Annotated in this window: 17 protein-coding genes; 10 read left to right on the top strand and 7 right to left on the bottom strand. The window is 69.4% G+C overall.

Annotated features, from left to right (window positions below; all coding sequences use genetic code 11):
* Window positions 1-59: 59 nt before the first annotated feature.
* Entirely contained in the window at window positions 60-1,691 is a 1,632-nt protein-coding gene (locus ASG37_RS12790; RefSeq protein ID WP_055760821.1) for a peptide MFS transporter, read from the bottom strand.
* 141 nt (window positions 1,692-1,832) lie between these two features.
* Between ASG37_RS12790 and ASG37_RS12785 the strand changes: the two genes are divergently transcribed.
* The 3 genes from ASG37_RS12785 to ASG37_RS12775 all read left to right on the top strand — a co-directional run bounded on the left by ASG37_RS12785 (window position 1,833) and on the right by ASG37_RS12775 (window position 3,159).
* A complete protein-coding gene (locus ASG37_RS12785) occupies window positions 1,833-2,414 on the top strand; it encodes a nitroreductase (protein ID WP_055760819.1) in 582 nt (193 codons plus the stop codon).
* Window positions 2,415-2,452: 38 nt separating this feature from the next.
* Window positions 2,453-2,812 (top strand): GntR family transcriptional regulator, encoded by a 360-nt coding sequence (locus ASG37_RS12780; RefSeq protein ID WP_055760816.1) that lies wholly within the window; start codon window positions 2,453-2,455, stop codon window positions 2,810-2,812.
* A 149-nt stretch (window positions 2,813-2,961) separates the two neighbouring features.
* Window positions 2,962-3,159 carry a hypothetical protein gene (locus tag ASG37_RS12775; RefSeq protein ID WP_055760813.1) on the top strand — a complete coding sequence of 66 codons (198 nt, stop codon included), beginning with the start codon at window positions 2,962-2,964 and terminating at the stop codon, window positions 3,157-3,159.
* A 15-nt stretch (window positions 3,160-3,174) separates the two neighbouring features.
* Here the strand turns inward: ASG37_RS12775 and ASG37_RS12770 are convergent, their stop codons facing one another.
* The gene (locus ASG37_RS12770) at window positions 3,175-4,896 is read right to left on the bottom strand and encodes an acyl-CoA dehydrogenase (RefSeq protein WP_055760811.1); all 1,722 of its coding nucleotides are present in this window, start codon (window positions 4,894-4,896) and stop codon (window positions 3,175-3,177) included.
* 68 nt (window positions 4,897-4,964) lie between these two features.
* Between ASG37_RS12770 and ASG37_RS12765 the strand changes: the two genes are divergently transcribed.
* Window positions 4,965-5,894, top strand: coding sequence for an L-threonylcarbamoyladenylate synthase (locus ASG37_RS12765; RefSeq protein ID WP_055761530.1), 930 nt, complete (start codon window positions 4,965-4,967; stop codon window positions 5,892-5,894).
* 22 nt (window positions 5,895-5,916) lie between these two features.
* On the opposite strand, the gene ASG37_RS12760 is transcribed toward ASG37_RS12765, so the two are convergent.
* A complete protein-coding gene (locus tag ASG37_RS12760; RefSeq protein WP_055760808.1) occupies window positions 5,917-6,429 on the bottom strand; it encodes a hypothetical protein in 513 nt (170 codons plus the stop codon).
* Between the two features lie 215 nt (window positions 6,430-6,644).
* On the opposite strand from ASG37_RS12760, the gene ASG37_RS12755 reads away from it, so the two are divergent.
* From ASG37_RS12755 to ASG37_RS12735, 5 genes are all read left to right on the top strand, one after another.
* Window positions 6,645-9,131 (top strand): circularly permuted type 2 ATP-grasp protein, encoded by a 2,487-nt coding sequence (locus ASG37_RS12755; protein WP_055760805.1) that lies wholly within the window; start codon window positions 6,645-6,647, stop codon window positions 9,129-9,131.
* On the top strand, window positions 9,131-10,015 hold the full coding sequence (locus ASG37_RS12750) for a transglutaminase family protein (protein WP_055761527.1): 885 nt from the start codon (window positions 9,131-9,133) through the stop codon (window positions 10,013-10,015). The genes ASG37_RS12755 and ASG37_RS12750 overlap by 1 nt, the downstream gene beginning before the upstream one ends.
* A gap of 384 nt (window positions 10,016-10,399) precedes the next feature.
* Complete coding sequence (locus ASG37_RS12745) at window positions 10,400-11,179, top strand: ImuA family protein (RefSeq protein ID WP_055760802.1); 780 nt, start codon at window positions 10,400-10,402, stop codon at window positions 11,177-11,179.
* The gene (locus ASG37_RS12740) at window positions 11,073-12,623 is read left to right on the top strand and encodes a Y-family DNA polymerase (protein ID WP_055760800.1); all 1,551 of its coding nucleotides are present in this window, start codon (window positions 11,073-11,075) and stop codon (window positions 12,621-12,623) included. The genes ASG37_RS12745 and ASG37_RS12740 overlap by 107 nt, the downstream gene beginning before the upstream one ends.
* A gap of 370 nt (window positions 12,624-12,993) precedes the next feature.
* Entirely contained in the window at window positions 12,994-16,209 is a 3,216-nt protein-coding gene (locus ASG37_RS12735) for an error-prone DNA polymerase (RefSeq protein ID WP_055760796.1), read from the top strand.
* Window positions 16,210-16,219: 10 nt separating this feature from the next.
* Here the strand turns inward: ASG37_RS12735 and ASG37_RS12730 are convergent, their stop codons facing one another.
* From ASG37_RS12730 to ASG37_RS12720, 3 genes are all read right to left on the bottom strand, one after another.
* Window positions 16,220-18,442 carry a GumC family protein gene (locus tag ASG37_RS12730; RefSeq protein WP_055760793.1) on the bottom strand — a complete coding sequence of 741 codons (2,223 nt, stop codon included), beginning with the start codon at window positions 18,440-18,442 and terminating at the stop codon, window positions 16,220-16,222.
* A gap of 23 nt (window positions 18,443-18,465) precedes the next feature.
* A complete protein-coding gene (locus ASG37_RS12725; RefSeq protein ID WP_162233472.1) occupies window positions 18,466-19,176 on the bottom strand; it encodes a polysaccharide biosynthesis/export family protein in 711 nt (236 codons plus the stop codon).
* Between the two features lie 105 nt (window positions 19,177-19,281).
* Window positions 19,282-21,894: an O-antigen ligase family protein gene (locus ASG37_RS12720; RefSeq protein ID WP_162233471.1), complete on the bottom strand. Its 2,613-nt coding sequence runs from the start codon at window positions 21,892-21,894 to the stop codon at window positions 19,282-19,284.
* Here ASG37_RS12720 and ASG37_RS12715 point away from each other — a divergent pair.
* Window positions 21,893-22,852, top strand: coding sequence for a M48 family metalloprotease (locus ASG37_RS12715; RefSeq protein ID WP_082448495.1), 960 nt, complete (start codon window positions 21,893-21,895; stop codon window positions 22,850-22,852). The two genes, ASG37_RS12720 and ASG37_RS12715, sit on opposite strands and share 2 nt — an antisense overlap.
* On the opposite strand, the gene ASG37_RS12710 is transcribed toward ASG37_RS12715, so the two are convergent.
* A complete protein-coding gene (locus ASG37_RS12710; protein WP_055760779.1) occupies window positions 22,805-23,182 on the bottom strand; it encodes a hypothetical protein in 378 nt (125 codons plus the stop codon). The two genes, ASG37_RS12715 and ASG37_RS12710, sit on opposite strands and share 48 nt — an antisense overlap.
* Window positions 23,183-23,190: the final 8 nt, after the last annotated feature.

The following is a 23,190-nucleotide window of genomic DNA, read 5'->3' as shown; positions in this document are numbered from 1 at the left end:
AATGACGGTGCGGATCGGCCGGAGCGGGGTCTGCAACGGTCAGCCGGTCGGGGCCGGGATCAGCGTTGTTCCTTCCACACGTCGACGCCCGCCGCCTTGGGTTCGCCGATCTCCGCCTGTCCGGCGAGCGAATGGTCCACCTCGTCCGACAGTGAGCCGAGGTGCATCCAGCGGGTGACGAACCGCGACAGCAGCAGCACGACCACGCCGATGCCGATCGTCCACCAGCCGATCGTCGCATAGACCGACAGCGTGCCCTCCTTGGTCATCTCGCCGCCTTCGCCGCCGGTCGCCTCGCCGATCTTGCCCGCGACGAAATTGCCGACCGCCGTCATGTAGAACCATGCACCCATGATGAGGCTGGCGAGGTGCTTCGGTGCCAGCCGGTTCATCGCCGAGAGGCCGACGGGCGACAGGCACAGCTCGCCGGTGGTCTGGAAGAAGTAGATCAGGAACACGAACAGCACCGGCGTCGCGATTTCCGGCCCGACGCTCCGCGCACCCCAGACGAACACTAGGAACGAGAAGCCGACCTGGAGCAGCGCCAGCGCGAACTTGGCCGGGGCGGAGGGTTCGACCCGGCGCTTGCCCAGCGCCACCCAGAGTGCTGCGAAGATGGGACCGAAGATCACGATGTAGATCGAGTTGATCGACTGGAACAGCGATGCGGGCACCCCGCCGCGATCGACATAGCGGTCGGTATAGAGGTTGAGCGATCCGCCCGCCTGTTCGAACAGGCCCCAGAACACCGGGTTGAGCGCGATCAGGAACAGGATGGCGAACATCCGTTCACGCGGTTCCTTGGGCAGCTTGAACGATTCGAACAGGACATAGCCGAGCAGCGCGACACCCGAGACGATCAGCAGCGTCTCGATGACCGAATTGTACTGGATCAGCGCCCAGATGACCCCGATCGAGGCGAGGCCGAGCGCGTACAGCGTCCATTCGGTGCTTTTGGCGAGCGGGCGGGGAGCCTCGCCCTGACCCTTCAGCAGCGGCTTGCCGAGTACGAACACCAGCAGCCCCAGCAGCATGCCGATGCCCGCCGCGCCGAAGCCGTAGGACCAGCCATAGGTTTCGCCGAGATAGCCCGCGAAGATGACGCCGAGCGCCGCGCCGACGTTAATCCCGACGTAGAAGATGGTGTAGGCGCCATCGCGGCGCACATCGGTGCGGCTGTAGAGCTGCCCGACGATCACCGAGATGTTCGCCTTCAGGAAGCCCGAACCGACGATGATGCAGGCGAGCGCCGCCCAGAAGATGTTGATCGCCGGATCGGCCTGCTTGACCAGCGGATCGGTGATGCCGCTCTGCCCCTCGAACGCCATCAGCAGATGGCCGATGGTGAGGACGACCGCGCCGAACAGCACCGCCTTGCGCTGCCCGAGATAGCGGTCGGCGAGATAGCCGCCGAGCACCGGGGTGATATAGACGAGCGAGGTATAGGCACCGTAGATCAGCGTGGACTGGCTGTCGCCGAACAGCCAGTGCTTGGTAAGGTAGAAGATCAGCAGCGCACGCATGCCATAGTAGGAGAAGCGCTCCCACATCTCGGCGAAGAACAGGACGTAGAGCCCCTTGGGATGGCCGGCGAACTCTTCGCCCTTCGACGCAGCGGCGATACCGCCCAGCGCCAGCAGCAGGATCAGGAACCCCGCCGCGATCGATGGAATAATGGGTAGGCCAAACACGGTACTCGCATCCCCCGAAACAAATAGGCGCCCCTGCTGCCGGGTACGGCGCTGGGGTTCGCGGATGGCGCGAGCCTAACGGCGAAAACGGCAATGCCAAGCGCATTGTGCGCCGGGGGCCAAGTGCCTACCTGCCGGCCCATGACCTTCAACGATCGCTCGTCGCTGCTCGCCCACCTTCGCACCCGCCGGTCGGGCAAGCCGCGCGACATGGTGGCACCGGGGCCGGACGACGCCGAACTGGACCAGATGATCGCGCTCGCCGCACGCACGCCCGACCATGGCAAGCTGGCGCCGTGGCGCTTCGTGATCGTGCCGAACGACCGGCGCGAGGCGCTGGCGCGATTGCTGCGCGACGCCTTCACCGGCGCCAACCGCCAAGCGACCGAGGCGCAACTGGACGCCTGCGACCGGTTCGCGCACGAGGGCGAGGCGTTGGTCGTCATGCTCTCCGCGCCGGTCATCCCAAGCCATATCCCGCGCTGGGAACAGGAACTGTCGGCAGGGGCGGCAGCGATGAACCTGCTACATGCCGGCCATGCGCTGGGCTATGTCGGAAGCTGGCTGACCGGCTGGGCGGCGGAGGATGAATCCGTGCGCGATGCCTTCGGCGGCGCGCGCGAGCGGATCGTCGGTTTCTTCTATTTCGGGTCGCCCGGCCGGCCGCTCGACGAGCGGCCGCGTCCCGATCCGGCGCGGATCGGTACTCGCTGGGCCGGATGAACGATGGACTTCTGCGATCCTTGCTGTATTAATCCAGCATGACAGCGATCGACCACGAAGACACGCCCGTCTATCTCCGCCTGCGCGCGCTCGTCGCAGCGGCGATCCTGCGTGGCGACTATCGCGCCGGGGACCAGTTGCCCTCGGTCCGGGCCTTCGCCGCCGAACATGGCGCGAACCCGCTGACCGTCGCCAAGGCCTATCAGACGTTCCAGGACGACGGCTATGTCGAGGTCCGGCGCGGCGTGGGCATGTTCGTGCTGCCCGGCGCGGTCGAGCGGCTGTGCGTGGCCGAGCGCGAACGCTTCCTGACCGGACACTGGCCGCGCATCCGCCAGCATATCGACCTGTTGGGGCTTGACCCCCGCGCGCTGCTGGAGGATCGGGCGATCGCCTGATCCGGCGCCGGTTTGCGGTCGGCCGTGGTCGGCAATCGGCCAATGACTTTGTACGAGCGGAACCCTTGTCCCCGATCCGGTTCTTCCGATGGCTTCGTTACGGAACCGTGACGCGCACGCGACGTTCCTCCCCGCTCAGGGAGAACGCCATGGACCGAACGGTCGTCATCGGCACGCGGGTGCCGGTCTTTGCGCTACATGGTCACAACAACTGCCCGACCTGCGGCGCGTCGCAGTGGAACGTCGGGCGGGTGATCGCCGAATGCGCCTGCTGCGGCGACACGCTGCCGATCAACAACGCCGTGCGTCCGACGCACCTGCTGACCCGGCCGGGCATCGCCGCCTGACGCCGGCGGCGCGCCTCAGCGCACCGCGAACTGCTCCGCCGACAGCGTGTACAGCCCCACCGCGCCGGCCATCGCCGCCATGCCGAGGCCGCGCGCTTCGGGCACGATCCGATCGAGATAGAAGGCCACCGCCGCGCACTTGCGGGCGGCAAAGTCGGGATCGTCCTGCTCGCCAAGCGCGCGCGCCTGTTTCTCCAGCAGCCAGCCGCAGACCGTGGTCGAAACCATGGTGAGGAACGGATAGCTGCCCGCCAGCCGGTCGTCGGTATCCGCCTCCAGCATCCAGCGCGCTACCGCGCGGGTATCGCCCAGCAGGTCGGCGAGCGCGGCATGGCCGACCTCGCCCGCCATCTCGGCGAACAGCGCCTCGATACCCGCGCCACCGTCGCCGACCAGCTTGCGCCCGACCAGATCGGCGGCCTGGATGCCGTTGGTGCCCTCATAGATCGGGGTGATGCGCGCGTCGCGGAAATGCTGCGCGGCCCCCGTCTCCTCGATATAGCCCATGCCGCCATGGACCTGGATGCCGAGGCTGGCGACCTCGCAGCCGATGTCGGTGCCGTGCGCCTTGGCGAGCGGGGTGACGAGGTCGAGCCGCGCCCTGGCCCCCGCCATCCCCAGCGTCGCGCGGTCGACCTGTCCGGCGGCGTAATAGACCAGCGCGCGCGCCGCCATCGTCTGCGCGGTCATCCGCAGCAGCATGCGGCGCACGTCGGGATGCTCGATGATCGCGACCGGTGCGCCGGGCGCCGAGGCACGGGGCGACTGCACCCGGTCGCGGGCATAGGCGATGGCCCGCTGCGTCGCCGCCTCGGCCACCTGCACGCCTTGCAGGCCGACGTTCAGCCTGGCGTTGTTCATCATCGTGAACATCGCGCGCATGCCGCCGCCCTCACCGCCGATCAGCTCGCCGATGCAGTTTCCGTTGTCGCCGAACGACAGGACGCAGGTGGGCGAGGCGTGCAGCCCCATCTTGTGCTCGATCGAGACGACGCGGATGTCGTTCGGCTCGCCCGGCGTCCCGTCCGCGTTCAGCCGGTATTTGGGAACGAGGAACAGCGAGATGCCTCTGGTCCCCTTTGGCGCCCCCGGCGTGCGGGCGAGGACGAGGTGGACGATGTTGTCGGCCATGTCGTGATCGCCGAACGAGATGTAGATTTTGGTGCCCGTAACCCGCCAGCCACCGTCGCCGACCGGTTCGGCGCGGGTGGTGAGCGCGCCGACGTCCGATCCGGCCTGCGGCTCGGTCAGGTTCATCGTGCCGGTCCATGCCCCGGTGGCGAGGTGCGGCAGATAGCGCGCCTGTTGTTCGGGGCTGCCATGATGGACCAGCGCCTCGACCGCGCCGACCGTGAGGGTGGGGGCGAGCGCGAACCCCATGTTGGCGGTGCCGAGCGTTTCGAGGACGGCGGTGGCGACCGCGAACGGCATGCCCTGTCCACCATGGTCGACCGGCGACCCGATCGTGCCCCATCCGCCCGCGACATAGGCCTGATAGGCGGCGCGGTAGCCATCGGGCATCACCACCCCTTGCGGAGTCCAGCGCGCACCGACGGTATCGCCCGCCCGGTCGAGCGGCCGCCATTCGCCCGCCGCGAACTGGCCGATCCCGTCGAGGATGGCATCCAGCATGTCGGGGGTCGCCTCGGCGAAGCGTTCGCTTTGCGCGAGCGCCTCGATGCCCGAAGCGTGGGTCAGCGCGAACCGCTGTTCGGCGGTGGCGGGGGTCAGGTCCATTTGCCCTCTCTCGTTTCTGTTTTGCGATAGGCTATAGCTCCCAAATCATGGCGCTTCCAAATCCCTCGATGACCACCCGGACCTTCCCTTACGGCAGCGCGGGGATCGCCGCGGCGGCGGCGGTGATCGCGGAGGGCGGCTGCGTCGCGGTGCCGACCGAGACGGTCTATGGCCTCGCCGCCGACGCGACCGATTCGCGTGCCGTCGCCGGCATCTATGCGGCCAAGGGACGGCCGTCGTTCAATCCGCTGATCGTCCATGTGCCCGACCGTGCGGCGGCCGAGGCGCTGGCGGTGTTCGACGACCATGCCGCGCGGTTGGCCGATGCCTATTGGCCGGGGCCGCTGACATTGGTGCTGCCGCTACGCGAGCATACGGGGATCGCCTCGCTGGTGACGGCGGGATTGCCGACGATCGCGCTTCGCGTGCCGGCGCATGATGCGATGCAGGCGTTGCTGGCGGCATGTGGCAAGCCGCTGGCCGCGCCGTCGGCCAATGCCAGCGGATCGATCAGCCCGACCCGCGCCGGGCATGTCCTGCGCAGCCTCGACGGGCGGATACCGCTGGTGATCGACGGCGGGCCGACCGCGCGGGGGCTGGAGTCGACGATCATCGCCTGTGTCGGCGGAGCGGTGCGGCAACTGCGCCCCGGCCCGATCGCACGCGAGGCGGTGGCCGATCTGCTCGGTGTGCCGGTCGGCGGCGCAGGCGCGGGGATCGAGGCACCGGGCCAGCTCGCCAGCCATTACGCACCGGGCAAGCCGCTGCGCCTGAACGCGACCGGGTGGCGCGCGGGCGAATGGCGGATCGGCTTCGGCGTGGTGACGGGCGACGCCACGCTGTCGGCAAGCGGCGATCTGACCGAGGCGGCGGCGGCGCTGTTCGATGCGTTGCACCGCGCGGACCGGAGCGATGCCCGGTCGATCGCGGTGGCCCCGGTGCCCGAGGACGGGCTGGGCGCGGCGATCAACGACCGGTTGCGGCGGGCGGCGGTGTAGCCGTTCAGGCTGTATATCGCCGCTATGCAGGATCACGATCGAACGGTCGCCGGGTGACGCGATGAAACACGTCCGCCTCGACCGAGGTTCGTCCGAAACATTCGACGAACTTCGTCTGAAGCCGTCGCAGTGCGTTGTCCGGCAAGGGGCTTGATGCGGGCCAGCCGTCCGCCCGTATCGCCAGTTCTGCAAATTCCCCGGCGGTCATTACACCCGCCGCAGGGATCAGATCGGTTACGGTAACGGGCTCGCCATCGACGACACCGCCGCAATAGCCAAGTTCCACGCAAATCGCCCACAGCAATCGGTCCGATGGCGACGGGGGAACGATGTCGACCTCATAGTCCCCTGCGTCGCACCAGACATCGATCCTGTGTTCGCCGATCGCGGCATGGTAACGATCCTCTGCATGTTCGGGCAGCGAATAGCGGATGGCGGCGCGCCCAAGCGGCGGAACCTCGATCCGATCACCTGTCGGTTCGATCGACAGGACAAGCGGACGTTGTTTGCGGTTCTCGAACTCGACGACGGGCATGGGTCCGTTCTGACGGACTCCCGCATTTTTGGGAACTGCCCGCGTCGTTTGGTCGAGCCATCCACAGGGCCTGCCGAACGCCGCGCTTCGGGCACCCTGCGTTGCACGACGATCGCGTGCCGCGTTTTTCGATCCTGCACCGGTACGCCGCATCCCCCAAAGCGGTTGCGCCGTTCCGCCGCCCATGCTTGGAGAGGCGGGGATTGGGGGAGCGCATGGCGATCCACGCGAACAACGGACTGCTGGACGCGGGCGTGACCGCCGAACGCTGGGTGCGCGACTATTGCGCCCGCGCGCCGCGCGGCGACATGCTGTGCGACGCGAGCGAGGGCGACCGCGCGGCATGGGCAATAGCGTTCGAGGAACTGGCGACGCTGTCGGGCGAGACGATGGCTCCGGCGCGCGAACGCGCGCAGCGCCATGCCGAGGACATCGGCACCGTCTACCGCGTGGCGGGCGAGAGCGAGGAGCGGCGCTGGCCGCTCTCGCCGGTCCCGCTGCTGATCGGCAAGACCGAATGGCAGGGCATCGCCCACGGCGTCGCCGAGCGCGCCGGACTGTTCGAATCGATCGTCGCCGACATCCATGGCGACCAGCGGCTGGTGGCCGACGGCGTGCTGCCGGCGATGCTGGTGACGGGATCGCCACTGTTCCTGCGCCCGATGGTCGGGCTGGTGCCGCCCGGCGGGCATCAACTGCATTTCATCGCGATGGATCTGGCGCGCGATCCGGGGGGGACGTGGCGCGTGCTGGCCGATCATGTCCGCATGCCGGTGGGGGCGGGCTATGCGCTGGAAAACCGGCTGGCGATGGGGCGGACGCTGGGCGCGCTGCCCGCGCGGCTGAACGTCGAGCGGCACGCGCCGTTCTTCGCCGGGGTGCGCGCCGGGATCGCCGCCGCCTGCCGCCGCGCCGAACCGCGCATCGGGCTGCTGACGCCGGGCAAGCTCAACCCCAGCTATGCCGAACAGGCGCATCTCGCGCGCTATCTGGGCTTCCTGCTGGTCGAGGGCGCCGATCTGGCGGTGCGCGACGACCAGTTGTACGTGCGCACCATCGCCGGCCTCAAGCGGATCGACGCGCTGTGGCGGCGGCTCGATCCGCGGCTCATCGATCCGCTGGCGTTCGATTCGACCTCGACGATCGGCGTGCCGGGCCTGGTCGATGCGATGGCGGCGGGCAATGTCGTCATCGCCAACGCGCCGGGGGTGGGCGTCCTCGAATCGCCCGCATTCGCCGCCTTCCTGCCCGCGATCGGCCGGCACCTGCTCGGCCGCGATCCGGCGCTGCCTTCCGTCCCGACATGGTGGTGCGGCGATGCCGCCGACCGGGCGCGGGTACTGGACAATCTCGACCAACTGGTCGTCGGCCCGGCGTTCGTGCCCGGCGTGCTGGGGCTGGATGGCGGGCCGGTGCTCGGCGCGACGCTGGATGTGGGCCAGCGCGAACGGCTGGCGGCGGCGATGGCGCTGCGGCCGCAGGATTATATCGGGCAGGAGGTCGCGCAACTCTCGACGATGCCGACCGGCTGCGGCGAGGGCCTCGAACCCCGCCCGTTCAGCTTGCGCGTGTTCGCCGCGCGCGACGCGGCGGGCGAATGGCAGGTGCTGCCCGGCGGATTCGTCCGCATCGGCGATCAGCCCGATCCGCGCGCGGCGGTGATGGGTGAGGGGTCGTGGTCGGCCGACGTCATCGTCCATGGTCCCGATCCGGTCGCGCCCGTCTCGCTGCTGCAACCGACCGACAGCGTCGAGTTGCGCCGCAACCCTGGCACGCTGCCCAGCCGGGTCGCCGACAATCTGTTCTGGCTGGGGCGGTATCTCGAACGCGGCGAGGCGCTGCTCGGCGTCATCCGCGTGCTGTTCGGCCATTCGATCTCGGCGGATACCGGCGCGGCGCTGGCCCCCGAGACGGTCGAGCGGCTGGTGACGATCATCGCCGATACCGGAGCGGCACCCCGCCCGCCCAGTCACCGCCGCCGCGACCTCGTCGATTTCGCGCGCGCGGCGATGGAGGCGGTCGACGGCTGGGGCAGCGTGCGCGCGGTCAACGCGCTGGCCGCCAGCATCGGCGCGGTGTCGCGCGACCGGCTGTCGGCGGATATGGTGCGGCTGCTCGATGCGCCGCATCCGGTCGGCGGCACGCTGCTCGACCGGGCGGGCACGTTGCAGCGCCGCTATGCCGCGCTGGCCGGACTGTCGGCCGAACATATGGGGCGGACCGATGCGTGGCGGTTCCACGATCTGGGCCGTCGCATCGAACGCGCGCTGGCCACCACGCGCACCTTGCTCGCGGTCGACCTGCGCCGGGCGAGCGGCGAGGACCTGTCGACGCTGCTCGACCTGGCCGACAGCCAGATCAGCTATCGCCAGCGCTATCTGATTGGCTTCGCGCGGGTGCCGGTGATCGATCTGATCGCGCTCGACCCCGGCAATCCGCGGGGCCTCGCGTTTCAGGTGGAGACGATCGTCGCGCATCTGGCGAAGCTGCCGGTGCTGAACGATGCCGGGCTGGCCGAACCGCAACAGCGCATTGCCGCGCGGCTGACCGCCGGCATCGCCATGGGGGCGGCCGACCGGATCGATCGCGGCTGGGTGCTGGAGATCAACCAGCAGTTGCAGAAACTGTCCGACGCCATCGCCACCCGCTATTTCCTGCAAGGCGCGCAGGCGCTGCGCGAAGCCGGGCTGACCCTCGCATGATGCGCTATGCCATTCGCCACGTCACCCGCTTCGATTACGAGGAAGCGGCGGGCTATGCGCGCTGCAACCTGCGGCTGCGCCCGATCCTGTGGTCGGGACAGGAACTGGAGGACTATGCGCTGGTCGTCGAGCCGGGCGGCCATACCGCGCCGGCGCGCGCGCAGGCGGGCCTCGCCAACGTCACCCGGCTGGTGGTCGAACGGCCCGAACGCACGCTGACGATCGAGAGCCGGGCGACCGTGCGGGTCGACCGGCCGATCCCGATGCCTTCGGCCACCGATCCGACGATCGCCGGCGTGCGCGACCTGGCAGGCGCGGTGCGCGATGCGGGGCCGGCCAGCCCGGCGAGCTATCTGTTTCCCTCGTCGCACGTGCCGCTCGATCCCGCGATCGCAGGCTGGTGCGCGACCGAACTGGCCGATACGCGCGGGGTGCTCGACGCGGCGATCGCGCTGGCGGTGGCGATCCAGCGCGATTTCGCCTTCGATCCGACCGCGACCCTGGTCGACACGCCGATCGCCGAGGCCTTCGCCAAGCGCGGCGGGGTGTGTCAGGATTTCGCGCAGATCATGCTTTCGGGGCTGCGCGCCGCGGGGCTGCCGGCGGCCTATTGCTCGGGCTATCTGCGCACGCTGCCGCCGCCGGGGCAGGAGCGGCTGGTCGGGGCCGATGCGACGCATGCGTGGGTGCTGATCTGGGCCGGGCCGGTACTCGGCTGGACCGGCGTCGATCCGACCAACGGCATCTGGATGGCGGAGGACCATGTCGTGATGGCGATCGGCCGCGACTATGCCGACATCGCCCCGATCGACGGCGTGGTGCTGGGATCGGGTGCGCAGACGATGCACGTCTCGGTCGATGTGGAGCCGTTGCCGGTCGGGTGAGGGTAGTTTCACGCGAAGGCGCGAAGGCCGCGAAGAAGAAAGCAGAAGGATTGTTCGCGCAGAGGCGCAGAGGCGCAGAGGCGCGGAGGGGGTGTGTCGATGGCACATTATGTTCGTCATTCCCGCGAAGGCGGGAATCTATAGCCGCTGCCGTTCGGGCATTTACACAGACGTCAGCGTGTATGGATTCCCGCCTTCGCGGGAATGACGGAAGGTATGATTGGACACGAAGGGTGCTACCGCAAGCGTACCCTCTCTGCGCCTCCGCGTCTCTGCGCGAACAATCCTTCTGCTTTCTTCGCGGCCTTCGCGCCTTCGCGTGAACAACCCCACGCCCATCCCCGATTGACGAACCCATCGGGAACGCGCGATAAAGAACAAATCATGAACGAAGAGTCGTCCCTCCTGACCCTCAAGCGTCGCATCGCCGCGATCGAGCGGCGCGTCGAGTCGGTACAGGCGGTGCAGGTGGCAACCGGTCATGCCGACATCGATGCGGCACTCGGCGGCGGGATCGCGCGCGGGCGGCTGCACGAGATCTTCGCGCTCGAGTCGGGCGACGGCGGCAGCGCTACCGGATTTGCCGGCATGGTGTCGATCCGCCTCGGCGGCGGCATCGTCTGGCTGCGCGAGGAAGCGGCGGTGCGGGCCGGCGGGCATCTTCATGCGCCGGGGCTGGTCGAGATCGGCGTCGATCCCGCCCGGCTGCTGATCGTGCTGTTGCCCGGGCCGCTCGAACTGCTGCGCGCCGCCGCCGACGTGGTGCGCTGTGGCGGGGTCGGCGTCGCGGTGGTCGAACTGCACCGCGATCCCCGCGTGCTCGACCTGACCGCCAGCCGCCGCCTCGCGCTTGCCGCGGAGGAAAGCGGGGTAACGACGTTGCTGCTGCGCATCGCCGCGACGCCGGTGGCGAGTGCCGCCGACACCCGCTGGGCGGTGCGATCCTGCGCGTCGCAGCCGCTCGCCGCCAATGCGCCGGGGCATCCGACGCTCGACCTGGAATTGTTGCGCCAGCGCGGCCGGGGGGCCGAGGGACGCTGGCAAGTGGAGTGGAACCGTGACCAGACCCTCTTCACCGCCCCGCAGACGCCATCTGGCGCTGTGGTGGCCGTTCCTGCCCACCGACCGGTTGCGGCGCCAATCGCCCGCCGCCGCACCGGATGACGCAGCCCTCGCCTGTGTCGAGGCGGTGCGCGGCGCGCTGCGCCTGTCCGCCGTCGATCCGGTCGCGGCTGACAGGGGGCTGGCACCGGGCATGACGCTGGCCGACGCCCGCGCGCTGCTGCCCGAGCTGGTCGTCGTCGATGCCGATCCCTTCGCCGACCACGGCTGGCTGGAGGCGCTGGCCGATGCGTGCGACCGCTATACGCCGATGGTCGCGCTGGACGGCGGTGACGGGGTGACGCTCGACATCACCGGCTGCGCGCATCTGTGGGGCGGGGAGGGCGCACTGGTGGCGGAGGTCGAGGCGCGGTTCGCATGGGCGGGTACGCTGCGCCATGCGCTGGCCGACACGCCCGACGCGGCGCAGGCGCTGGCGCGGTTCCAGCACACCCCGGCCGCAAGCGAGGCGGCGGCGATCCGCCGGCTGGGGGTGGCAGCGCTCCGGCTCGACGACGAGATCGTGGTGGCGCTGCGCCGCGCGGGGCTCAAGACCATCGGCGATCTGGCGAGCCGCCCGACCGCGCCGATCGCCGCGCGCTTCGGCGAGGAGACGGTCGCTGCCTTGCAACGCCTGCTGGGGGAGGCCGACCAGCGGCTGCGCCCGCGCCGGGCGCTGCCCGCGCTGTTTTTCGAGCGGCGTTTTGCCGAACCGATCGCGCGCGATGCCGATGTGCTGGCGGCGATCGGCGAACTGGCGGGCGAGGCAGAGGCCGAACTGGTCGCGCGCGACCGTGGCGGGCGGCGCTTCGCGGTCCGGCTCTACCGCGCCGATGGTGCGACCCGCGATCTGGCGGTCGAAAGCGGGCTGCCCTTGCGCGATCCGCCGACGATCCTGCGGCTGATGCGCGAGCGGATCGCAGCCCTGGCCGATCCGCTCGATCCCGGCTTCGGCTTCGACATGCTCCGCCTGAGCGTCCCCGCGCTCGAACCGCTGGTCCCTACCCAGTTGCAACTGGAGGGCGGCACGGTGAGCGAGGAGGCGATGGTCGCGCTGGTCGATCGGCTCAGTACCCGGCTGGGGCGCGGCCGGGTGTCGCGGGTGCGGCCGGGCGACAGCCATTTGCCCGAGCAGGGAATGCTGACGATCATCGCGCAGGATGCCGCGCCCGCCCCGGTCGCATGGGACGTGCCCGAGGCGGGCGAGCCGCCGCTGCGCCCGATCCACCTGTTCGATCCGCCGCAGCGGATCGAGGTGATGGCCGAGGTGCCCGACGGCCCGCCGCACCGCTTCCGCTGGCGTCGCGCGCAGCATGACGTGATCCGGTTCGAAGGGCCGGAGCGGATCGCCGCGCAATGGTGGCGGCGGGGACAGGCTCGGCCACGCACCCGCGACTATTACCGGGTCGAGGACGTGCGCGGGCGGCGCTACTGGATCTTCCGCCACGGCCTGTACGAACGCGAGACGGCGGACCCGGCATGGTATGTCCACGGGGTGTTCGCGTGATCGGGCGGGTAGGACGGCTTGATCCTCACGTCATCGCCTGCACGCACACCATCGCCACCAGAGCATGATGCCATGGTTTTGACCCACCGTGATTGCCCTGAGCCGTTCGTCGGCGAGGAGCGACGCGCGGCGCGGGCTGGTGGCCCGTGCAAGCGGCGTGACGACGTCCGACGGGCGGCTCAGGGCAACCGCTTCGCGGCGGGCCGAATTTGGCCTGTGGCGTCGTCGCTCGTCAGTCACGGGGGCAGAAAACCCCGTTCCTTCCTCGCTCCTAGCCACAAGCCAAATTCGGCTCCGTCACAGTGGGTCAAAACCATGGCATCATGCTCTAGTGTAAAGTTTGTAAACTTTGGCCTGTCCGGCTGACGCCATGGCCTATGCCGAACTGATCGCCGCGACGAACTTCTCCTTCCTGCGCGGGGCGTCGCATCCCGCCGACATGGTGGGGCAGGCGATCGCGCTCGGGCTGGCGGGGCTCGGCATCGCCGATCGCAACACGGTGGCCGGCGTGGTGCAGGCGCATGTCGCTCTCAAACACGCGCGCGAAAAGACGGCGGCGGCGGGGCTTGCCGATGCCGACTTCCGTCTCGTCTCCGGCGCGCGGCTGGTGTTCGATGACGGCACGCCCGACATCATCGCCTATCCGGTCGACCGTGCCGCATGGGGCCGGCTGACCCGGCTGCTCAGCACCGGCAACCTGCGCGCGCGCAAGGGCGATTGCCACCTGCGCCTCGCCGATCTGCTGGCGTATCACGACGGGCTGCTGCTGATCGTCACGCACGGCGATCCGGTGCTGCTCGCCCGGTTGCGCGATACCTGTCCCGGCCGGGTGTGGCTGGCGACGACGATGCCGCGCGGCGGGCGCGACCGGCGGCGGCTGGCGGCACGGATCGCCCTGGCCGGGCGGCTGGGCGTGCCGCTGATCGCCACCAACGACGCGCTCTACGCCGAACCCGACCAGCGTCCGCTGCACGACGTGCTCACCTGCATCCGCGAGGGCACGACGATCGCCGCCGCCGGTCGTCGCCTTGCCGCCAATGCCGAACGCCATCTGAAAGGCCCCGCCGAAATGGCGCGGCTGTTCCGCGACTGTCCGCAGGCGGTGGCGGAAAGTACCGCCTTCCTCGACCGGATCGAGTTCCGGCTCGACGACCTCCACTATGAATATCCCCATGAACCGGTGCCGCCGGGGTGGGAGGCACAGGACTGGCTCGAACATCTGGTGCTGGCCGCCGCGCAGGAACGATATGGCACCGACTTTCCCGAAAGCGTGCGCCGCCGCCTCGACGAGGAATTCACGCTGATCCGTACCCAGAAATACGCCTATTATTTCCTGACCGTCCACGATCTCGTCCGCTTCGCGCGGTCGTGCGATCCGCCGATCCTGTGTCAGGGGCGCGGGTCGGCCGCCAATTCGATCGTCTGCTTCCTGCTCGGCGTTACCTCGGTCGATCCCAGCACCCACGACCTGCTGTTCTCGCGCTTCGTGTCAGAGGAACGCGCCGAGCCACCCGATATCGATGTCGATTTCGAACATGAACGCCGCGAGGAGGTGATTCAGTATATCTATCAACGCTACGGCCGCGAGCGCGCCGGGATCGCCGCGACCGTGATCCATTATCGTCCGCGCAGCGCGGTGGGCGAGGTCGGCCGCGTGCTCGGCCTGACGCGCGACGTGACCCAGCGGCTGGGCAGTACGGTGTGGGGCAGTTTCGCGGGAGAGATGGAGGGGCGCCGCTATACCAGCGCCGGCTTCGACGTCGAGGATCCGCAGATCGCGCAACTGCGCGATCTGGTCGACCAGATCCTGAAATTCCCGCGCCACCTGTCGCAGCATGTCGGCGGGTTCGTGCTGACGCAGGGCCGGCTGGACGAGATGGTGCCGATCCACAATGGCGCGATGGAGGGGCGGACCTTCATCGAATGGGACAAGGACGATATCGACGCGCTGGGGCTGATGAAGGTCGACGTGCTGGCGCTCGGCATGCTGACCTGCATCCGCAAGGCGTTCGCGCTGCTGCGTGCCCACGACCTTGGCGACCATGACCTGACCGTCGATCTCGCCGCCGACGATTCCGCAGTGTATGCCATGCTCGAGCGCGGCGACAGCATCGGCGTGTTCCAGGTCGAGAGCCGCGCGCAGATCAACATGCTGCCGCGCCTGAAACCCAAAAACCTCTACGATTTGAGCGTGCAGGTGGCGATCGTCCGGCCGGGGCCGATCGAGGGCGACATGGTCCATCCTTACTTGCGGCGACGATCGGGCAGGGAGGCGATCACCTATCCCTCGCCCAAGCCGCCGCACGATCCGCGCGAACTGGAAGTCCTGCTCGGCAAGACGTTCGGCGTACCGCTATTTCAGGAACAGGCGATGAAGCTGGCGATCACCGCCGCCGCCTTTTCCCCGGCCGACGCGAACCGGCTGCGCCGGGCGATGGCGACGTTCCGCAACGTCGGCACGATCGACAGCTTTCGCCAGCAGATGATCGACGGCATGGTCGCGCGCGGTTACGAAGCCGACTTCGCCGCGCGCTGCTTCCGTCAGATCGAGGGGTTCGGCAGTTACGGCTTTCCCGAAAGCCATGCGCTGTCGTTCGCGCGGCTGGTCTATGTCTCGTCGTGGATCAAATGCCACCATCCCGCCGCCTTCGCCTGCGCGCTGCTCAATTCGCAGCCGATGGGTTTCTATGCTCCGGCGCAGATCGTGCGCGATGCGCGCGATCATGGCGTGGCGGTGCGCGACATCGACGTGAACTTGAGCGACTGGGACAATACGCTGGAAGATGGCGGGCAGGCGCTGCGGCTGGGGTTTCGCCAGATCGACGGGTTTCGGGCAAATTGGGCCGAGGCGATCGTCGCCGCGCGGCCGTTCGCGCAGGTCGAGGAACTGGCCCGGCGCGCCGGGCTGCCGCAACGCGCGCTGCGCCTGCTCGCCGATGCCGATGCGTGCCGTTCGATCGGGCTCGACCGGCGCGAGGCATTATGGGAGGCGCGGCGGACGCCCGATGCCGAACTGCCGCTGTTCGCCCATGCCCGCGCCGCCGAACTGGGGATCGAACCGGCGATGGCGTTGCCGGCGATGCCGCCGGTCGAACAGGTCGTGACCGATTACCAGACGCTGCGCCTGTCGCTCAAAGGCCATCCGCTCGCCTTCCTGCGCGAGCGGCTGGAGCGGCGACGGGTGGCGAGTTGCGCGCAGGTGGGGGTGGCGAAGGCCGGTACGCGCTGCACCACCGCCGGGCTGGTGCTGGTGCGCCAGCGCCCGGGCAAGGGCAATGCGATCTTCGTCACGCTGGAGGACGAGACCGGCATCGTCAACGTCGTGCTGTGGGCGCGACTGTTCGAGGCGTATCGCCGCGAGGTGATGGGCGCGCGGCTGATGCTGGTGGAGGGCGAGGTGCAGCGCAGCCCCGAAGGCGTCGTCCACCTGATGGGCGCGCGGGTGTGGGACGGCAGCGCCCTGCTCGATACGCTGGGCGAGGGGCCGGTGACGCCCCGGAGCGGCAGCGGCGATGGCGCCCGCCCGCCGGCGGCGCGCCATCCGCGCGACGTCCGGCTGGTGCCGAAGTCGCGCGATTTCCATTGAACCGTCCGCACTATTCCTTCGCGCGGTAATCGTAGCGGTAATAATTGCCGGTCGCGGCATAGCCCGACTTGCGACGGTTGTACTTGGTGACGATGCAGCCGAGCACATGGCCCTGCGCGCGGACCAGCCGGGTGATGGCGTTGCGCACCTGCCCGTAATGCGCGCCACCCGCCTCGGCGATGATGACCGTCGCGGCGGCCGACGACGCGAGCGCGGTCGCATCGGCCAGCGCCAGCACCGGCGGCCCGTCGAGCACGATCAGATCGTACCGTTCGCCCAGCTTCGCCAGCAGGTCGGCCGGCACGGTGCCCGCGAACAGATTGGCCGGATCGGGCGGCAGCGGGCCGGCGGGCAGGAACGACAGATTGTCGGTATCGGTCGACACCACCGCATCCTCGACCGGGGTCATTCGGGCGAGCACGGTCGACAGGCCCTTGTCGGCCGCGCTCATGTTCATCAGCCGGTGGAGCGACGGCCGCCGCAGATCGGCATCAACCAGCAGGACCTTGTGCCCGATCGAGGCGAAATCGCGGGCGAGGGCATAGGAGGTGGTCGACTTGCCTTCCGCCATCTGGCTGCTGGTGACGAGCAGCGAGCGCGGCAGCCCCTGGTTCGACGACAGTTCGAGCGAGGTGCGGATCGCGTAATAGGCCTCGGCGATCTCCGACTTGGTATCGCGCAGCGCGACCAGCGGATCGCCCTCCTCCTGTTCGGGCACGACGCCCAGCAGCGGCAGGTGCAGCTTCGTCTCCACGTCGCGCGGATCGCGGATCGCATCGTCCAGCCGCTCGCGCCCGAAGGCATAGAGGCCGGCGAGGAACACGCCCGCCACCAGCGCCAGCGCCATATTGACGAGCGGGCGCGGCGAGGTCGGCCGACGCGGCGCTTCGGCGCTGTCGACCAGCGTGATGTTGTTGGTCGCGACGCCGGCTTCGGCGCTCACTTCCTTGAAGCGCTGGAGCAGGCTTTCGTAGAGCTGGCGGTTGGTATCCACCTCGCGCTTGAAGATATTATACTGCACGCCGCGATCCTGTTCGGCGAGCGTCGCGCTCTTCAGCCCCGACACCTGCCGGTCGATCGCATCCTGCTGGCGCTGCGCGGTCAGATACTGGTTGCGGATCGACGCGAGGATGCTGCCGGCGAGCTGGTTCAACTGCGCGTTGAGCGCGTCGAGCTGTGCCGTCGCCTGGATGACGGTCGGGTGATCGGGCTTCAACCGTTCGCGAAGCTGGTTGAGCTGTCCGTTCAGTTCGGCGCGGCGTTGCAGCATCTCCTGCGCCGCCGGGTTCGACAAGACGTCGGGCAGCGAGAGCAGCGGCGTGGCGCGCGCCTGTTCGTAGCGCTGCTGCGCCTGCACCCGCGCGGCGGCGGCGGTCGCATAGCTTTCGTTCAACTGCACGAGGTTCGCCGTCACCAGCGACTGCGGACCATCGGGCTGGCCGGTCCGGCGCGCGCCAGTGCTGGCGTCGATCAACTGCGCCGAACGGGCATAGTTGATGAGCGAGCGTTCCGAAGCTTCCAGCCGCCCCTTGGCCAGCCCGAGCTGATTCTGGAGGAACTCGCGCGAATAGGCCGAGGTCGAGAACTTGCGCTGGATGTTGCTCTCGATGAAATTGTTCGCATAGCTGTTGGCGATGCGCGCGGCGAGGGCCGGGTCGCGGCTCTTGAACTGGACACCGACCACGCGCGAATTGCGGCGCAGGTCGACGTTCAGATTATTCTGGAGCGTGTCGAGCACCTGATCGATGCGACGTTCGCCCGGCACCGGCAATTTGGCCCGGCCGCCCATCGATTCGAGGAAGGCGTCGTTCGCCGCCAGCCCGAGGCTGTCGGACACGCGCTTGGCCATCGCCCGGCTGTTGATGACGTCGACCTGCGTCTGGAGGAACCGGTCGGCATCGCCGCCGGCGGTGGCCGGTTCCGAATCCTCGGTGCCGAGCACCTTGGCGACCTGCTGGTCGATCTGCACGCTGGAGCGCGCCTGATAGATGCGCGGCGTCACCATGATCGAGACGACGCCCAGCACCAGCGCCAGCGCGACGATCAGGATCATCACCAGCCGGTTGCGATAGACCACCGCCCAGATGGCGCGCGGATCGAAACCCGCCTCGTCCTCCGCATCGGGCAGCAACGACGGATCGTCGCCGGCCGCGGCTGCGTGCCGGCCGGTGTCGCGCGGACCGATCGTCCGGTCGGGGGCGGTATCGAAGCCGCCGGTCGCCTGTTGCATCATCGCCTGGTCCTGGTTCCCGAGCGTCAGAATTGGGTGAAGACGCCGAACAGCGGCGCGGCGCGCAGCGTGTCGTGCCAGATCTTCTTGAGGTTGCTGTTGCCGACGATCACCACGTCGCGCGCGAGGATCGCCGGATCGGGATCGTCGCCGCGACGGACGCGGGCAACGTTGAACACCGCCGCCATCCGCTTGCCCTCGACATAGCGGATCACCAGCACTTCGTTCAGCGCGGCATTCTCGGTCTCGCCCTTGGCGAGCGCCATCGCGTCGAGCAGCGTGGTCGCGCCCTGGATCGGGTAGATACCGGGTTCGGTCACCTGTCCCTGCACGGTGATGCGCTGCGACACCGAGCTGGAGACGACGACGCTGACCTGCGGATTGACGTAGAAGCGTGCGCCGAGACGCTGGCGGATCACCTCGGCGAGCTGCGTCGTGGTCAGCCCCCCGGCATGAATCCGTCCGATCAGCGGCATCGACAGATCGCCCGAGGCATCGACGACGACGCCCTTGCTGGAGATGTCGCCTTCCTGAAACACGGTGATGTCGACCGAATCGAGCGGCCCGATGCGATAGTCCTGTGCGGTCAGTTCACCGACCGGTGCGGGTATCACCTCATAGGCCGCGCTGCCCGACCGCACGTTCGGCCCGATGTTCGGCCCCGAACACGCGCCGACCACCAGACATAGTACCGCCGTCAGCGACGCGCGTCGCCGAGAAGCTACCCCAAGCGTCATTCCATCATCCCGCTCAAACCCCGGTGCAGGCCGTATCATTCTTTTTGACGGCCGCATACCGCAACCCACGCGATCATGCGCATCGCGTGGGTGTGGCGCGGTCGATCAGCCGGTCGGGGCAAGCGTCACGTCGTCGATCCACGCCGACACCGCCCGGTTCGTCTCGCCCAGCCGGACGCGCAGTTCGCCATCGTCGCACCGACCGGGCAGACGGATGGTCCCGGCGTAGCGTTGCCAGCCACGATCCGCGACCGGTACGGCCAGCGTCGCCGCGACCGACGGCGCGTCGCCACACGCGACGATCCAGTCGAGCGCGGGGACCGGACCGTCGCTGCGCAGGACGAAGCCCAGCCGGTAGGTGCCGGACAGCAACCGGGTCCGCTGCGCCAGCGGCGTGCCGGCGGACCCGGCATCGGCGGCGATCTCCACCGCCTGTCCGTTCCACGGCTGGTCGGGCTCGCCGATCGCGACGCGCACCCCGGCGGCGGGCGGCGCGCGCCAGTCGAACGGCGGTGCGGCGGGCGGCAATGCGCCTGCCGGACCATCGAACCCGCCGTTGCCAATCCGCCCGGTGCCGCCCGCCATCCGCCACAGCCGTTCGGCGGCGACCATGTCGCCGGCCTCGGCCAGTCGCCACAGCGTCAGCCGGACCTCGTCGGTGCGAACCGGCACGCCGGCCCGCGCCAGATCGCCATAGAAGGCGGCCAGCGCATCGACCCGGTCGGGGGCGCCGCGTGCTAGTGTGTTGAGAAATCCCTGTCGCCAGCCGGGGCGTTCGGCCAGTCGCCGGGCGATCGCTCTGCGGCCCTCGGGCAGATCGAACAGCCGGCTCATCTGCGCATAGAGGATCGGCGCCAGTTGCCGCTGGCGCAGCAGCGCGTCGATCCGTTCGAGCGCGAAGTCGAACGCGCCGGCGTTGATCGCCTCGCGCACCAGCCACAATTGCGTCGGTGCGTCGCGCCAGCCGAGTTGGGCCGCCTGTCGCAGCAGCGTCTGTCCGGTCGCGGTATCGCCCCGCGCGATGGCGGCCAGCCCGGCGACCCGCACCGCGACTGCGTCCATCGGCCGGGTGGCGAACGCGCGCCGCGCGGCGGCTTCCGCCGCCGCCGCCTGTGCGGGAAGCGGGTGCTGCGCGGCGACCATCGCCCATGCCCGGCCGGACCATGGCGCGACCTGCGCGGCGGCGGCTCCTTGCCGGCCGTGCATCAGTTGCTGCGACAATCCTTGCGCCAGCGCCTGCCATGCAGCGCCCAGCAGGACGACCGCGACGACGATACGCCACGCGATGCCGCTGCGCCGGCGTGCCGGCACGATCGCCGGTGGCGCGAGCAGCGCGACCAGTGCCGCGAACAAGGTCAGCAGCGCGCTCATCCGCAGCGGGAAATCGACGATCGATCCCGCCAGCAGCATGACGATGCCGCCGGTGGCCCCGATCGCCACGCCGCGCCGGGTCGTGGCATCGGCCCCGTCCGCGCGCAACGCCGCGACCAGTCCCCGGCCGACCAGCACCAGTCCGGCCAGCGCCAGCGCCAGCGCGGGCACGCCCCCCTCCATCGCCAGTTCGAGATAGTCGCTATGCGCGTGCGGCACGGTCAGGAACTGGATCTGGTCGAGCGGTTCGACGACGGGATACACCGTCTGGAAACTGCCGAAGCCCGTGCCCCATGGCAGCGACTGGCGCAGCGCGAACAGGCTGTTGTCCCAGTAGTTGTAGCGATCCTCTTCCCCGACCGTCGCGAAGCGGGCGAGGACGCCCTGCACCAGCGGGGTGAACCACAGCGCGACCGCCGCGACCATGGCGACGCCGATCGTCGCGGGCAGCCAGCGACCGCGTCGCACCCGGCGGACGAAGGGCAGCAGCGCACCGGCCAGCGCCAGCGGCAGGAGCAGGAGCGCGGTCCGCGACGCGCTGGCCAGCACGCCCATCGCCAGCAGGGCGACGATCGCGAGAAGCGCGGGGAAGGGCAGGCGGCCGATGCCGCCCACGCCGCGCCGATCGGGAACCAGCACGCCGGGGACGGTGGATACCAGCATTGCGACCAGCAGGAACACCGCCTGATGGTTGCGGTTGACGAACAGCCCGACGCCATAGCCGCGATGTGCGGTGTCGTAGAGCAGCGGCGCGGCATCCGGCCCGGCCGCGATCTGGAGCGCGGCGACGAGTACGCCGAGCAGCGCGATTGCGACGACGATACGCAACGCAACGAGCCGTGCGGTCCATGACAGCCCCAGCACCGCCAGCAGCGCGGCCAGCGCCGGCAGTTGCGCGAGCAGCGTCGCCCGCGTGGCATCGGGAGAGAGGCTGAGCGGTCGCGATACGCCTTCCCAGCCGAGGATGCGGTAGATGGCGGCGGCCTGTTCCTGCCCGCCCAGCGTGCTCCACATGCTCCACGGCAACGGGATCAGTTGCGCGAGCGGCAGCAGCAGCACGAGCGCGGCGAGCGCCAGCAACGCCTTGCCGAACAGGCCGATCGCGGCATGGCGCAGCCGCAGCGCCGACCAGCCGATCACGCCGATCGCGGCCCATTCGATCGCCGTTTCGACCAGCGGATAATAGGTGCCGCCACCACCCAGCAGCAGGACGAAGGCGAGATAGACGAGCGGCACGACCTCACCCCGCCACGCGCGATCGTCCGTCCCGCCGGTATCCGGATAGGGAAGGTTTGCGGATCGACGCGGGGCGTGCGATCCGCCGGCGAAGGAGGCGCTGCGGGCCATGGTCATCCGTTCCAGATTGTTCGCGCCGTGGTGGCGATGGATCGCGCTCGTGCTGTGCATGATCGCGATGCCGGCATCGGCCGGAGCGTCACCGGTCGACGACGATCTGGCACTGGAAACCCGCATCGCCACGATCGGCTATCGTCTGGCGCGCGGCGCACAGGCGCGCTGCGCGGTACCCGAAAAGATGTCCGGCCTGATACTCCACGACATCGGCGGATATGCGCAAAGCGACCGTGCCGCAATCGCCAAGTCGCTGGGACTGGGTGATGGTTTCGGCGTCCGCGCGGTCGTGGCGAACGGCGCGGCGGCGCGGGCCGGGGTGCGGGCGGGGGATGAGATCGTCGCGATCGACGGCGGCGACCTGACCGGCTTCGCGCGCGATGCGATCGGCGCGGCGGCTTCGTTCGACCGGACCGAACGGATGGTCGACTATCTGGCCGGCGCACTGGCGCGGGGGCCGGTAACGATCGGTATCCGGCGCGACGGGCAGGCGTTGTCGCTGACGCTGGCCGGCGATGCGGGGTGTGCGGCACGGTTCGCGGTCGCGATCGAGGACGGGGTCAACGCCCGCGCCGACGGGCGCTATATCGCGGTCACGTCCGGCCTCGCGCGGCTTGCGTCGCGGGACGATGCGCTCGCCTTTGCGATGGCGCACGAGATGGCGCACATCCTGCTCGGCCATGTCGCGGCGCGCCGGGCGGCACGCGACCGGGTGGACGTGCGCGCGCAGGAACTGGCGGCGGACCGGCTGGCGGTGGCGATCATGGCCGATGCCGGCTTTGCGCCCGCCGCCGCGATCCCGCTGCTGGAGGCGGTGTCGCGCGGGCGGATCGACTGGCTCGATCGCGACCATCCCGCCACCGCCGTCCGTATCGCCGCGTTGCGCGCGGTGCTGGCCGGGGACGGGTCAGGCGTTCAGCACATAGGTGATGATGAAACAGGCCGCCGTCAGTAGCAGCATCGCGGTGATGAACGTCGCATCGGCAATCCGTTCCAGCCGGTGGAGCCGCCGTGCCGACTGGGTCCGCATCGCGAAATAGGAACTGAACGTCGCGATCAGGAACGTCAGCGCATCGATCGAGAGCAGGTCGTCGGCGAAGCTGTGCTGGCGGTGCAGCGACAGGGTGACGTGAAGCAGCCCGATCCCGGTCAGGCAGACGCCGACCATCGCCGCGGCGATCGGGCAGATCATGTGGCAGATGCGCTCGTCGAGCGGCCTGGCGCGCCGGCGGTGGCTGGTCCGGGGGGTATCCGACCGGTTGGTTCGTTCTGCCGTGCTCTGCATCGCCTGGC

This window comes from Sphingomonas sp. Leaf407 (assembly GCF_001425385.1).
Lineage (GTDB): Bacteria > Pseudomonadota > Alphaproteobacteria > Sphingomonadales > Sphingomonadaceae > Sphingomonas.
Note: the sequence above shows the minus strand (reverse complement) of the source record. Positions and strands in the feature narration are given on the sequence as shown.

Coding starts and splice junctions, on each gene's coding strand:
- ASG37_RS12785 (WP_055760819.1), top strand. CDS start 1,833: ATGACCTTCAACGATCGCTCGTCGCTGCTCGCCCACCTTCGCACCCGC.
- ASG37_RS12780 (WP_055760816.1), top strand. CDS start 2,453: ATGACAGCGATCGACCACGAAGACACGCCCGTCTATCTCCGCCTGCGC.
- ASG37_RS12775 (WP_055760813.1), top strand. CDS start 2,962: ATGGACCGAACGGTCGTCATCGGCACGCGGGTGCCGGTCTTTGCGCTA.
- ASG37_RS12770 (WP_055760811.1), bottom strand. CDS start 4,896: ATGGACCTGACCCCCGCCACCGCCGAACAGCGGTTCGCGCTGACCCAC.
- ASG37_RS12765 (WP_055761530.1), top strand. CDS start 4,965: ATGACCACCCGGACCTTCCCTTACGGCAGCGCGGGGATCGCCGCGGCG.
- ASG37_RS12760 (WP_055760808.1), bottom strand. CDS start 6,429: ATGCCCGTCGTCGAGTTCGAGAACCGCAAACAACGTCCGCTTGTCCTG.
- ASG37_RS12755 (WP_055760805.1), top strand. CDS start 6,645: ATGGCGATCCACGCGAACAACGGACTGCTGGACGCGGGCGTGACCGCC.
- ASG37_RS12750 (WP_055761527.1), top strand. CDS start 9,131: ATGCGCTATGCCATTCGCCACGTCACCCGCTTCGATTACGAGGAAGCG.
- ASG37_RS12745 (WP_055760802.1), top strand. CDS start 10,400: ATGAACGAAGAGTCGTCCCTCCTGACCCTCAAGCGTCGCATCGCCGCG.
- ASG37_RS12735 (WP_055760796.1), top strand. CDS start 12,994: ATGGCCTATGCCGAACTGATCGCCGCGACGAACTTCTCCTTCCTGCGC.
- ASG37_RS12730 (WP_055760793.1), bottom strand. CDS start 18,442: ATGATGCAACAGGCGACCGGCGGCTTCGATACCGCCCCCGACCGGACG.
- ASG37_RS12725 (WP_162233472.1), bottom strand. CDS start 19,176: ATGACGCTTGGGGTAGCTTCTCGGCGACGCGCGTCGCTGACGGCGGTA.
- ASG37_RS12715 (WP_082448495.1), top strand. CDS start 21,893: ATGGTCATCCGTTCCAGATTGTTCGCGCCGTGGTGGCGATGGATCGCG.
- ASG37_RS12720 (WP_162233471.1), bottom strand. CDS start 21,894: ATGGCCCGCAGCGCCTCCTTCGCCGGCGGATCGCACGCCCCGCGTCGA.
- ASG37_RS12710 (WP_055760779.1), bottom strand. CDS start 23,182: ATGCAGAGCACGGCAGAACGAACCAACCGGTCGGATACCCCCCGGACC.